Below are 12,748 nucleotides of genomic sequence, written 5' to 3' on the forward strand. Positions count from 1 at the left end.
CGTGGGATGGCGGCGCGCCTCGGCTCAGGGGCTCGCCGCCGCCGCAGCGAGGCGTTCGTGGAGGCGGGAGAGCTTGTCGGGGTTGCGCATCATCCAGACCAGGGAGGCGCCTTCCGGGGTGACCTCGAAGCCGAGGGCGACGACGAGCTGCCCCCCGAGGTGACCGAGAAACGCGGGCCCGCCGTTGAGCGAGGCGAGGGTGACGGCGAAGCCCTCGGCGGCGCCCTTGCGGGCCGTGCCGGCGAGGAAGCGGCTCACGCGGTCCCGTCCAGTGATGTCGCGGAGCGCGGCCCTGGCCTTGCCGCCACCGTCGGACATGGCGACGACGTCGGCGGCGAGGAGAGGGGCGAGCGCCTCGGCGTCGCCCGCGGCGAGCGCCTGGAGGAAGGCGTGGAAGAGCCGTTGCTGCTCGGCCTCGGTGGCGCGGAAACGAGGTTGGCGGGCGGCGAGGTGCTGGCGGGCACGGTGCACGAGCTGGCGGCACGTCGCAGGCGATCGTTCGAGGGCCGTGGCGATGGCGTCGAACTCCCAGTCGAATACGTCGCGCAGCACCAGGGCGGCGCGCTCCAGGGGTGAGAGGGTTTCGAGCAGGACGAGCAGCGCCATGGAGACGGACTCCGCGGCATCGAGGCGCGCTCCGGGTGGGGATGGGGCGTGGAGGCTCCCGGCGTGCAGGCCAGAGGGTGCCGGGTCGATGTCGAGCACCTCGGCCGTGAGCACGGGCTCGGGGAGCCAGGTACCCACGTACGCCTCCCGGCGGGCGCGCGCGGATCGGAGCACGTCGAGGCAGAGGCGGGTGACGATGACGGCAAGCCACGGGCCAGGAGCGTCCGGGGGCTCCTTCGCGGAAGCGGCGCGGAGGTAAGCGTCCTGCAGCACGTCCTCGGCCTCCGCCGCGCTGCCGAGCATGCGGTAGGCGATGCCGAAGAGGGTGCGCCGGTGCTCGGTGAAGTGCTCGGCGGCGAGACCCATGGCAGCCATCATCGTACGGTCGCCGCTACGGTCGCCGCTACGGTCGCCGCTACGGTCGCCGCTACGGGCGCCGCGCTGCGCGACGCTGGCTGCGGGGACGTGGGGGCGCGCGGCGCCGGCTCGGGAGCCGAGGCGGAGGTGCGGCCCGGCCAGCGGAAGATCCCCGGGAAACGGCGCTCGGCGCGCAGGGAGGCGATGGTGTAGAGGCACACGGCCTCCTTGAGCCACGCGCCGACCCGATCGAAGGCGAGGCGGTCGAGGGGGCGGTCGTCGCGGTCGACGAACTGGACGAGGCCGCGACGACGACCGAGGCTGATGCACCGGGTGGCAAACGCAAAGCCGAAGGTGGGGAGCGGCTCGTCGAGGAGCGAGGCGAGGATGGAGTCCGCGGCGTGGGCGCCCTGTGGCATGGCGGTGGCGCATGCCATCCGCAGCGGAGCGCCGTCCGCGCCTGGCACGGCCACGGCGTCGCCCGCGCCCCAGAGCCCAGGGTGCGCTGGCGCCTGGAGCGCGTCATTCACGACGAGGCGTCCATCCGCCGTGGTCACGAGCCCGGAGGCCGAGGCCAGGCCAGAGGGACGGAAGCCGGTCGCGAGGACGACGATCTCGGCCGGGAGGAGCTCGGAGGAGGCGTCGGGGGGGTGGCTCGCGCGCGCGCCGGGGTCCTGGCGCGGTACACGACGCTCCGGGGAAGCGCCGGCGCCAGGATCGGGGGCGAGGCGTACACCGTCCGGCTGGAGCGCGAGGGCACTCACGCTGGTGCGGAGGGTGATGCCGAGCGCCGCGAAGGTGCGCTCAAGGTACGCGCGGCCGCGTGGCGATAGGTCGGCGCCGGGCTGGCCACGGGTTGCGAGGGTGACCGAGAGGTGGGGGGCCACCTCGGCTATCTCGGTCGCGAGTTCGATGGCCGTGAGGCCGCCACCCACCACCACCACCCGGTCGCCCGAGCGTGCCGCGGCGAGGCGCTTGCGCAGGGCGAGGGCGCCCTCGGCGTCGTCCACCTGGAAGGCGTGCTCGCGACCTCCGGACACCACCTCGGGCGCCGCAATGCTGCCCGGTGCGTACAGGAGCGCGTCGTAGGGGAGCCTGCGCGGCGCACTGCCATGTCCAGGGGCAACGTTGGAGACGGCGACGTCCACGGTGCGAGCCTCGGCATCGATGCGGCGGGCCCAGCCCACGATGAGGGTGACGCCGCTGCCCTCGAGGAAGCCCGAGAGGGGCCGACTCGGGCTGGGGTGGCCCACCGCGACCTCGTGAAGGCGGACGCGCTCGGTGAAGCTGGGTGAGCCGTTGAGGAGGGTGATGGACAGCGGGAGGTGCCGCCGTCTGGCCTTGCCCGCGAGGCGGAGGGCCGCGAGGACCCCTGCGTAGCCGCCACCGAGGATGATCACCCGCGCAGGCGTGCCCGCGCCCCGCTGCTCACCGTGCTGCCCTGTCTCGTTCATCGCGCGCCACCTCCGGCCCCCTCCATGGGGGCTCTGGCGTGGAGACGAGATGGGGGGCGGCGTTGTGACATGCGCCGTGATGGCGCGAGAGCGCGGGCACGCCGATGTGTGGGCGTCAGCGGATCTGGGGACAGGATCGCGGTGCGGGTCAGCGGCTCGACGACATCAGGCGGTAGCCGGCGACGCCGATGGCCACGAGGATCAGCAGGGCGGCGACCCAGAGCAGCTTGATCGGTCCGAGGCCGAGGTGCTCGCCGCTGAGGAAGAGCGCCGAGATTGCGATGTCGATCACCCCGAGCCCCACCCCGGCGCCCGCGATGCGCAGGGGGAGGGAGAAGAGCGCCTTGAGATCCGCGCTGGTGCTCGGGCGCTCCAGCGGGGCGAGTGTCGTGGTGCCGAGGTGCGGGCGCGCGCGGGGACGGCTGGCGTCGCCGCTGAGATCGAGCGACATGGGGACGCCCAAGCCGGTCGACGGCGGGGGCCTGTCCGGCATGGCGCCGATGGGCTTCCGGAGCTGCGGCGTGAGGGGCAGCGGGCGCTCTTGCGTGTTCCGCGGAGAGGGAGGCCCGCGGCGATCGGGGGGACGCGCGCCGCCGGAGGCCAGCGTGTCGCCGCCCGACAGGGGCAGATCGAGCTCCATCGGGTCAGGCTCGGGGCGCGGGCTCGGGACAGCGCGGGACGAAGGCACGCCATGCACGACGGAAGCAGGTCCGGCGCTGGAGCGAGGGCCCTGGGCGCGGCTGCCAAGGCTCGAAGGCCCCCCTCCCGGGACGCGCACCACCGGATGGCGCCCGGTGCCGCGGCCGATGGGCGACTGGCTGAGCGGCATGCCGAGCGCGCGCTCCACCTCGTCCCAGAAAGCCCCCGCGTCCTTCTGGCGGTTGCGCGGATCCAGGGCGAGCGCCCGCTGGAGGGCGAGCTCCAGCGCGTCAGGCACGTCGATGCCTTCGCTGCGCGGCGTGGGGCGGCGACGCTCGTCGAGCGCGGTGCCCATGATCGCCATGGGATCGCCTTCGAGGATCGGCCTCCCGGCCAGCATCTCCACGTAGGTCAGCGCCAGACCCCAGACGTCGGTCCAGGGGCCGGTCGCGCCGAATCGCTTCGGCGCCCACTGCTCTGGCGAGCCGTAGCGCGGAGAGAAGGCCATGGTGGCGCCGCCGGTGGTGGTGGCGCCGGCGATCACCGAGGCCACGTCGCGCGCGCGGGCGATGCCGAAGTCGAGGATCTTCACCACCTGGGTGCCGTGCACGTCGGCGAGGAAGATGTTCGCCGGCTTGAGGTCGCGGTGGGTCACGCAGATGGGGCCGGTGGCGCCCGGGAACGAGTGGGCTGCCTCCAGCGCGCGCGCCACGGGCGTGAGCAGCGCCGCTGCCTCGGCAGGTCCGAGTGGCCGCTCCCGCTGACGCGTGCGCCTGGCGATGAACATGTCGAGCGTCTCACCGTCGAGCCACTCGAGCGCGATGAAGGGGATGAACCCTCCCGACGAGGTGGAGATGACGTCCTGGTGCAAGGGCCTCACCACCGCGGGGATGGCGGCAGAGAGGCGAAAGAGCATCTCGCCTTCCTCGCGGAACTGCTCGAGGAAGCGCTCCCTCAGATCGCCCGGGATCTCGCCGGGGATCTTCAGGCACTTGAGCGCCACGGGAGCTCGGAAAGCGCCGTGGTAGGCCCGGTAAACGACCCCGAAACCGCCCTCGGCGACAACCTGCTCGACCGAAAAGGGCCCCTGGGTGGTGCCCACGATGCCGAAGATGTCGCCCATCTCCAGCCTGTCACCCTAGCCCAGGCCGTCTCATTCGAGAAGGGATCGTCCACGCCGTTACGACGAATACGAAGAACACCTCCGAACGCCTGGAAACCGCGCGCCGCGCGCCTTGGTGCGCCCTGGTGCGCCTCGGTCAGCGAGGCGCTACCGTCTCCTTCATGGTTGCTCGTGCAGGGATCGGCGCCACCGCAGGCGCCTTCGGGCTCTCGCTCATGCTGGGTTGCGGCGGTGCATCCACTTCCGAACGAGGGGAGGTGGATGTGGGACGAGGCCATGCAGCGTCCACTGAGGAGACCAGCGCATCCTTCAGCGCCACCACGGGTGAAGCCGTGCAGGCAGGAGAACCGCAGGGGGGGACGGCGCAGGCAGGTGCTGCGGGGAGTACGCAGTCCTCGGGCGACGCGCGCGGCGCCGCGGCGGGGGGCGGGGTGCAGCGGCCGAAGGGAAAGCTCACCCGCGCGGAGGCAGAGCAGTACGTGCTCGCCCTCGTCAACCGCGATCGCGCGGCAGCGGGCCTCAAACCCGTGGTGTGGGACGCGACGGCCGCGAAGGCGGGTTTGCGCCACGCGGGCGACATGGCGAAGCACGGCTTCACGGCCCACCACGGCACGGACGCCTCGGTGCCCGAGGAGCGCTACACGGAGGCCGGAGGCAGCGGCCTCTCCATGGAGAACGCGGGGTGCTTCGGCGACGCCGAGGCGCGCGAGCTGGATCCGGATCCGCGCTTCACCCCGGAGAGCGTGGAGCGGGTGCAGGCCGCGTTCATGGCGGAGGTTCCCCCGGCCGATGGCCACAAGCGGAACATCCTCATGCCGCGCCACACGGGCTTCGGCGTCGGCCTCGCCAAGGCCAAGGGGCTCGACGAGGTGACGTGCATGGCCCAGGAGTTCGTCGACGACTACGGGCGCTACGATCCCCTGCCCACGCGCGCCAAGGTGGGCGACGTCATCCGTGTGGCCGGTGAGGTCCGCGCGCCGGCCAGCATCGCCGGGGTGGGACTGTCGAGGGTCGACCGCCAGAAGCCGCGCACGCCGAAGGAGCTGCTCACGACGGGGGGCTACCCCATCCCGGCGCCCTTCGTGACGTACTTCCCGAAGGGGTTCAAGACGCCGAAGCCCCTCACGGTGAACGGGAACCGCTTCGAGATCGACGTGCCTCTGGACGACAAAGGCCGGGCAGGGCGATATGGGGTGACGGTCTGGGCCACCTTTCCCGGTTCGAAGGACCTGCAGGTGATCTCGCTCCGGACCATCACGGTGGAGAAGAAGTGATGACGACGCGCGCTGCTGCGCCCGAGGACTACGATGCGGTCGCGGTGCTCGATCACCTGGTGCGCCGGGCGGTGTCCATGGGCGCGAGCGACATCCACATCGAGCCGAAGCGCGAGGGCGTGCGGGTGCGCTACCGCATCGACGGCGTGATGACGGCGCAGGGCTCACTGCCCGCGGAGCTGGCGCCGGCGCTGGTCAGCCGGGCCAAGGTGCTCGCCCGGATGGACATGACGGAGCGGAGGCTCCCTCAGGACGGTCAGTTCGCCCTGGATCTCGCGGGACACCCTCCCGTGCACCTGCGCGCCTCGACCTTCCCCGGGATCCACGGCGAGAAGCTGGTGATGCGCGTGCTGCTCAGCCAGAAGATCATCACGCTCGAGAAGCTCGGCCTCGGGGAGAAGGACTTCGACCGGGTCCAGCGGCTGGCCGACAGGCCCTCCGGGCTGATCCTGGTCTGCGGCCCGACCGGATCCGGAAAGACCTCGACGCTCTACGCGATGCTCAAGGTGATGAACACCACGGAGCTGAGCGTGGTGACGCTGGAGGATCCCATCGAGGTGGAGATGCCGGAGATCACCCAGGGACAGGCCAACCCCCGCCAGGGCTTCACCTTCGCGGCGGGGCTCCGGTCGATTCTCCGGCAGGACCCCGACGTGATCCTGGTGGGCGAGATGCGCGACCCGGAGACCGCGCAGATCGCGCTGCAAGCGAGCCTGACGGGTCACCTGGTGCTGTCGACGCTCCACACCTCGGACGTCGTGGAGACCGTGGCGCGCCTCATCGATCTCGGGGCCGAGTCGTGGATCGTGGCGAACGCGCTGCTCGCGGTGGTGGCGCAGCGGCTCGTGCGGGTGCTCTGCGAGGAGTGCGCGGAGAGCTACGATCTCGAGGAGGATCTCGTCGACGAGGAAGACGGCATCGTGCTGATCGAGGAAGGCACCCGGCTGAGGCGGAACAGGGGCTGCCCCGCTTGCCACAACACCGGCTTCCGCGGCCGGATCGGGATCTTCGAGGTGCTGGAGGCGAACGACGATCTGCGGGAGCTGGTGAAGGCCCGTGCCGGCAAGCGCGAGCTGCGCGATGCGGTGCGCCGGAGCGGCCTGCTCCCGCTGCGGGATTCGGGGATCGTGAAGGTGAAGGCGGGCGTCACGTCGCTGGAAGAGGTGCTGCGGGTGACCTGAGCGCTCCAAGGAAACCCAGGGCGAGACGCGCTCAAAGCGTGGCGCGGCGCCCGGCGGCCTTCGCAGGCGGCGTGAAGCGGCGGTCTCCGTTGGCATCGATCAGCACGGGGTTGGTGAGCGCGAAGGGCCAGACCTTGAACCGCGTGGCGCCGCCCACCACGGGCGCGAGCGGCTCGTCTCCCTCCACGCGGGCGACGAGGAAGGCGTCGCGCTCGGTGGACAGATCGAAGCTCGCCTGGAAGCGCTCGACGTCGCCGCTCGGGGACACCCGGAAGCGGCGCACCTCCACCCCGTCCAGGTAAAGCACCACCCTGGAGACCGACACCCAGGGCGCTGCCTGCACGCTGATCTCGCCGTGGATCCTGCCGCCGGGAGCCTGTGCGAGGTCACCCAGCGAGGCGCCTCCCACGCTGAGCCGCACGAAGGGGGCCGTGGTGAAGGTCGCGTGCAGTCCGCGCACGGCGCGCGCGACCTCGGCAGGGCGGGCAGCCGCGGGGGTGTCGCGGGTGACGCGGATGTAATTGCGCGGGTAACCGCCGATGTTGCGGTCGAGAGAATGGGTGTCGGAGTTGCCTGTCGCCGCCACCATGTGGCCGTGGCGCAGGAGCGCGAACCAGTCGGCGAGCACGGCCTCCACGCTCTCGTGGTTCTCGAGTTCGAGCCCGTTCAGCACCTCCAGCGCGTCGAAGTCGAACGAGAAGGACGCCCCAGCACGATCCTCCTCGGCCACGAGCTCGCCGATCTGGAAGAAGCCCATACCCCAGTTGAAGCGTGGGTGATGCACCGAGATCAGCGCGCCCGGCCCCCGCGCGCGCACGTCCCGGAAGATGGCCCCGGCCGAACGACCCTTGGTGAGGACCGCCCCGTTCCCGGTAGCGCCGCGCTGGGGCGTCAGGGGAAAGGCGCCGAAGTGGCCCATCCCGTCGACGGTGATCTCCTCGCCCGTGGCGGTGGCGAGCACGTCGGTGGCATCGAGCTTGGCGACCACGGGGCCGTAGTCGGTGACCACGTCGTGATCGGCGGCCACCAGCATGTCCACGCCGTCCGCCACGAACTGGTGCACCCGCGCGCCGAGCGGAACCTGTGAGTCGTACGAGGGCTCGGAGTGGACGTGAAAATCCGCCGAGATCCAGCCTCTGGTGTCGACCACCTGGGCGAGCGCGGGGCGGATGGAGGCGCCCTCGGCGCCGATCACCACGCCGCGGGCCACCCAGAGGTCCCACTCCGGTCCGCGGCTCGCGTAGATGTCGTACCGGCCCCGGGGCACCTCGAACGAGCCGTTGCCCGAGAGGGTCATCACGTAGTTGTGAGCGGCAATGCCGCCCTTCACCTCGCGCGGTACGTCGCCATAAGCGAGGTCGGGATCCGGGGTGCCTGCCGCGCCGAACAGCGTGATCTTGGCGGGGATGGGCTCGCCGCGCGCGACATCACGCACCTCGAACGCGAGCTGCACGGGCGCGACAGGCTTGCTCGGACCGGCCATGGAGGCCACCGGTCCGATCAGTTCCTGCTCGGGATCCCGTTGCACACCCCCGGAGGGGTCCTCTGGCCTGCACCCGCCGACCCCCACGGCGAGCATGGCCATGAAGCTCACAGAAACCGAAGCGTTAAGCATGAAGCATGAAGCATTGTGCCCAAACGATCTGGAAGCGCAACTTCCCCGTCTTCAGGGGCGACGGCCCGATCCTCCGCGCCCTCGAACGCCCCCGACCTCACTGCAACGCGCCAGCCTCGCCTCGCGATCATGGCGTGCTCGCCGGGGCCACGGTGCGGAGCGACGCGCAGGAAACCCTGCGCCGAGGGTGGATCTCAGAAGATCCCGGGAGAGATCCCGGTACCCGCGAAGGCTACGCCGTGCTCAAACCGGGCATGGACGAGCCGCGGAACCACGGCGTACACTCCGGACTTCTTCTTCCCCTGCGCGCCCCGTGACCAAGGAGCCTTTGCCCCCCATCACCGTCGGAACGATCATCAACGATCGGTACGAGGTCCAGAAGCACATCGGTAAGGGAGGCATGGGTGAGGTGTTCCTCTCCTATGACCGGTCGACGCAGCAGCCGGTGGCCCTGAAGCTGGTCCCCGAGTCGCAGCGGATGCCGGGTGACGACGAGGCGCTGCGCCAGGAGGTGATCCTGGCCCAGAAGGCGCGGCACCCCAACGTGTGCCGGGTCTTCGATCTGGCGCCCAGCCTGTGGGGCCCCATCATCGTGATGGAGTACATCCCCGGGCAGACACTCCATCACGTCATTCGCCGCCGCAGGCAGTCCGCTGGCTTCAACGCCGAGGAGTTCCGCAAGATCGCGACCGACATCTGCGCCGGCCTCGCCGCCATCCACCGGGAAGACCTGGTGCACGGCGACCTGAAGCCCGGCAACGTGATGGTCTCCGACGATCGGGCCGTGATCCTCGACTTCGGCTTCGCCCAGGAGCGCGCCCGTACCGCGGCGAGGCGCCCCGGCTCGCCCCCCGACGGCGGCACGCCCCACTACATGTCTCCCGAGCGCCTGCGCGACGGCGGCTCGAGCCCCGACGACGACGTCTACGCGCTGGCGCTGACCCTCTGGGAAATGTGGACCTGCCGCGTGCCCGAGCCAGGTTCGCGGCCGCGCGCCCGCCCGATGCGGCAGCAGATCGTGTTCGACGTGCCGGCCATGCTCACGCACGACGAGATCCGGCAGATCTTCCGCGCACTGAACGAGGATCCGGCGATGCGCCCGCAGGCGCGTCACATGCGGTTCTTCAGCCCGCCGCAGACATCCACCATCCCCCTCAACCTCTACCGGGAGCACCTGAACCCCGGTCCGACCCCCGGCATCGCGTCGAGCCAGCACTTCACCCCGGGCGCCCAGGCGCTGCTCATCACCTACGCCACGAACGCCCCCGAGATCGTGGGCTCACTCGTCCCGCTGGAGCGGCCAGAGCTGACCCTGGGGCGGAGGAGCGATCAGGAGCTGCGCCTCGGCGAGCCCACCGTGTCCTCCGTGCACGCAATCCTGCGGTGGCAGGCTGGCTCGTGGATCATCGAGGATCAGGGCAGCACCAACGGGACGTACGCGGACTACCCCTTCGAGCGTCGCCGGCAGCTCTCGCTGCGGCACGCGAGCGACGTGCAGGTCGGCGAGTGCCGGATGAAGCTCGTGTCGTTCAAGCCGGAGTCGCCCCACCACCAGCGCGCGCGGCGCTACCTGGCGAAGCGCGACGGGTTGACCGAGCTGTTCGTGCGCGAGCACCTGATGAAGGCCATCGACGAGGACGGCCTCTACGCGGAGTGGGCCGAGGCGCCGATGCAGGTGGCCGTCTTCCAGCTCCGCGGGGCCAACCGGCAGGTGAATGAGCGCCCCACCATCCTGGAGATGCTGGCGCTGCGACGCGCGGCGCAGGGCGCCGTGGAGAAGATCGAGGCGCAGCTCCTGAGCCTGGTGCCACTCACCGCCGGACGGACAGGCCCACTCCGCTTCGCCGTGGCGATGGTGGGCGTGAGCCAGGAAGAGGCGCGCCAGGTGCTGGAGCAGGTGCTGCCCCAGGTGCAGGACTCACTGCCCAAGACCCTGGAGCTCATCGCCACCCTGGTGAAGCTCGAACCAGGCCGCCCCGCCCGCTCCCTCCTCGGTTAATTGAATGGGGCATACCCGGATCGTCCGGCGTCGGGGAGCTACCCGGCGCTGCTGGGGCGGGTGACACGGCAGCGGGCTCCGGGACGGACGCGGGAACGCACTGCACTGGCGCGTCGTTCGGGGTGTCGTGCGCGGCAACGATCGGCGGCGCGTCGGCTGCAGGGCCACACAGCGCGTTCCCGTCGCGGGGCGTGACAGCCGGCGCAACAGGAGCGTCATCCGCGGCGCCGGTGCTCGTCGATGCCGGAGCGATGTGGAGGGCGACCGGCGAGGGCTCGGCAGGGGTAGAGCGCACCACGCGCCAGAGCACACCCGAGCCCGCGACAAGCCTGTGCGCTTGACCCTCGACGAGCCCGCGGTCGACCACGTAGAGCGCCTGGCCGTGCGGATCGAAGCGGGCGTCGATGGGGCGCTCCAGCCCTCCGTTGTCGCCCCGAGACGCGGGTCCCGGAGCCGCCCGGTTCACGGCGAAGGGCGTGACGACACCCGTGTCCAGCGCCACGCGCACCACCTGAGCGCCGGTGTCCAGTGCGGGCTCTCCCGCCTGCGCGACGAAGGCCTCGCCCACGTAACCGAAGGCGGCGCTGCGCGAGAAGTCGAGGCGACCCGGGGTGGACCGCGGACCGAAGCGCGCGGCCGGGGTGGGAGGAAGGCCCGGGTGCGTGGCCAGGAGTCGCGGCGGCCGTTCGAGCAACCTCTCCTCCGGCGACTGCGGCAACTGCGGCGACTGCGGCGACTGCCACACCGGCTCCCCCGCGGCGAAGTCGGGGAAGCCGTACCAGCGCCCGGGTTCGATGAGCCACAGGACGTCGGGCGCATTCTTCACCGGGCGGCTCCCGCGCGGCTGCATGCCCGTGTCGGTGGCGACGAGTCGTCCATCGGGGGTGAAGGCCAGCCCGAACGGGTCGCGCAGGCCCCAGGCCACCAGCTCCGGCGCGCCACCGGCGGGGCGGACACGCAAGATCGCGCCGGTGCAGGGCACCTGACCTCGGATGTTCTCGCCGGCGTCCACCCGCTCCCCGAAGGCAACCAGGCCGCCCGTGGTCGACTCCTGGCCCGCGGTCCCGCCGAGCGTGTTCGGCGTGCGGTAATTGTCGCCCATCAGGCTCAGGTTCTTGCAAGGGACGTCGTGGAAGGCCGGGAAGCGGCGCACCCACCCTCTGTCGACGTTGTCCTCGCCCACCACACCCGCGTTGGTGGCCGATCCGATGCCGAAGTAGAGGAGGCCGTCCGGGCCGACCACGGGTCCGCTCGCGGGGTGATCGCCCACCGTCGGCAGGTCGCTCACGATGGGGACCACCTCCCCGGCCAGGGAGACCCGGAGGATCTGCCCGGCCCCGTCCCGCGCACCGCTCGCCGCGACGAAGAACGCGCCCTCGTGCCAGGTGATCCCCGTCCACGGCGCCCGCGCGAGATCCGCGCTTCCCGCGCCGACGGCCCCCATGCTTCCCGCGCCAGTCGCCACGGTGCGAAGCGCTCCTCCCTGCCCCACCTCCAGCAGCCGGGGCGGCCGCGCATCTTCCGTGGAGTCACCCGACTCCAGCACGTACACGCGTCCCATGTCGTCGAACACCACGGCCACGGGCGCGGTCAGGCCAGCCGCGACGACCTCCAGGTGGTAGCCCGCTGGAACGGAGACGTCGTCCGCGCGGATCTTGCGGAAGATCGTGCTTTCTCGCGCATCCTGCGCCGGGGAACCTCCCAGGAGGCCGGAGAGGCAGGCGCCATTCGTGAGCGCGACGGCGGCCATGACGGCCCCCGCACCTGCGGAGCGTATCCAGTGCTGATTCATGTGGCTTCCCCCCGAGTGCATCCGCCCAGGCGCTGCGGCGTGCAGGGGGCGCGCAGCGGTCCAGGCGACGACGACGAGCAGGCACAAACCCGACCAGCCTCTGCGGTAGCCCCATCCGCCGTGGCCGTGCGGCGCTGGCGTCCGTCCCGACCTCGGGGTTAGCCTCCCGTCCGCCGACACAACCAAGCCCGTTTGCTGAGGAGGCCGGGGTCCGTGGACAAGCATGCCGTCATCACCGCGCTCCGCGCGCGCATCGCGGAAGAGATCGCCACCATGACGCGCCTCGCGGTCGAGGCTGCCGAGGCTGCCTCCCACGAGGAGAACAAGCCCGAGAACGACAAGGACATGCGCTCCACCGAGGCGTCGTACGTGGCCCGCGGCCAGGCCGGACGCGCGCGGGATCTCGAGCGATCCCACGGCATGCTCGGCGCGCTCTCCCTGCGCGACTTCGCCCCCGGAGACGGCATCGAGCTGTCGGCCCTGGTCGAGCTGCGCCACCGCGGGAGCACCATCCGCTGCCTCGTGGTGCCTGCCGCGGGCGGGCAGCGGGTGCAGATCGACGGGGTCGAGGTGCAGGCGGTGACCCCCACGAGCCCCCTCGGAGCGGCCCTCCTCGGCCTCGCGGAAGGCGACGACGCCGAGGTCCCCACCCCGCAGGGGACGAAGGTCTACGAGGTCGTGAGCGTGCGCTGATGCGCGCCGCGAAGG

General features: G+C 71.6%; 9 protein-coding genes. 4 read left to right on the forward strand and 5 right to left on the reverse strand.

Annotation, left to right across the window (positions count from 1 at the left end):
• Positions 1-24: 24 nt before the first annotated feature.
• From sigJ to CAP_RS06000, 3 genes are all read right to left on the reverse strand, one after another.
• Positions 25-972, reverse strand: coding sequence for an RNA polymerase sigma factor SigJ (gene sigJ / locus CAP_RS05990; protein ID WP_052374266.1), 948 nt, complete (start codon positions 970-972; stop codon positions 25-27).
• A gap of 8 nt (positions 973-980) precedes the next feature.
• Entirely contained in the window at positions 981-2,417 is a 1,437-nt protein-coding gene (locus CAP_RS05995) for an NAD(P)/FAD-dependent oxidoreductase (protein ID WP_044237121.1), read from the reverse strand.
• 148 nt (positions 2,418-2,565) lie between these two features.
• Complete coding sequence (locus CAP_RS06000; RefSeq protein ID WP_044237124.1) at positions 2,566-4,179, reverse strand: serine/threonine protein kinase; 1,614 nt, start codon at positions 4,177-4,179, stop codon at positions 2,566-2,568.
• 161 nt (positions 4,180-4,340) lie between these two features.
• Here CAP_RS06000 and CAP_RS06005 point away from each other — a divergent pair, with 161 nt between their 5' ends.
• Together CAP_RS06005 and CAP_RS06010 are read left to right on the forward strand one after the other, a co-directional pair.
• The gene (locus tag CAP_RS06005; protein WP_231511151.1) at positions 4,341-5,453 is read left to right on the forward strand and encodes a CAP domain-containing protein; all 1,113 of its coding nucleotides are present in this window, start codon (positions 4,341-4,343) and stop codon (positions 5,451-5,453) included.
• A complete protein-coding gene (locus tag CAP_RS06010; RefSeq protein ID WP_044237130.1) occupies positions 5,453-6,634 on the forward strand; it encodes a GspE/PulE family protein in 1,182 nt (393 codons plus the stop codon). Before CAP_RS06005 ends, CAP_RS06010 begins: the two co-directional genes overlap by 1 nt.
• 31 nt (positions 6,635-6,665) lie before the next feature.
• Here CAP_RS06010 and CAP_RS06015 read toward each other — a convergent pair whose 3' ends face one another.
• Positions 6,666-8,219, reverse strand: a complete 1,554-nt coding sequence (locus tag CAP_RS06015; protein ID WP_231511152.1) for a CehA/McbA family metallohydrolase — start codon at positions 8,217-8,219, stop codon at positions 6,666-6,668.
• A gap of 343 nt (positions 8,220-8,562) precedes the next feature.
• On the opposite strand from CAP_RS06015, the gene CAP_RS06025 reads away from it, so the two are divergent.
• Positions 8,563-10,248: an FHA domain-containing serine/threonine-protein kinase gene (locus tag CAP_RS06025; RefSeq protein ID WP_231511154.1), complete on the forward strand. Its 1,686-nt coding sequence runs from the start codon at positions 8,563-8,565 to the stop codon at positions 10,246-10,248.
• Here CAP_RS06025 and CAP_RS06030 read toward each other — a convergent pair.
• Entirely contained in the window at positions 10,190-11,998 is a 1,809-nt protein-coding gene (locus CAP_RS06030; RefSeq protein ID WP_052374274.1) for a PQQ-dependent sugar dehydrogenase, read from the reverse strand. The two genes, CAP_RS06025 and CAP_RS06030, sit on opposite strands and share 59 nt — an antisense overlap.
• A 255-nt stretch (positions 11,999-12,253) precedes the next feature.
• Here CAP_RS06030 and CAP_RS06035 point away from each other — a divergent pair, with 255 nt between their 5' ends.
• Complete coding sequence (locus CAP_RS06035) at positions 12,254-12,733, forward strand: GreA/GreB family elongation factor (RefSeq protein WP_044237140.1); 480 nt, start codon at positions 12,254-12,256, stop codon at positions 12,731-12,733.
• The last annotated feature ends 15 nt before the right edge of the window (positions 12,734-12,748 follow it).

It is taken from the genome of Chondromyces apiculatus DSM 436, from assembly GCF_000601485.1.
Classification (GTDB): domain Bacteria; phylum Myxococcota_A; class Polyangia; order Polyangiales; family Polyangiaceae; genus Chondromyces; species Chondromyces apiculatus.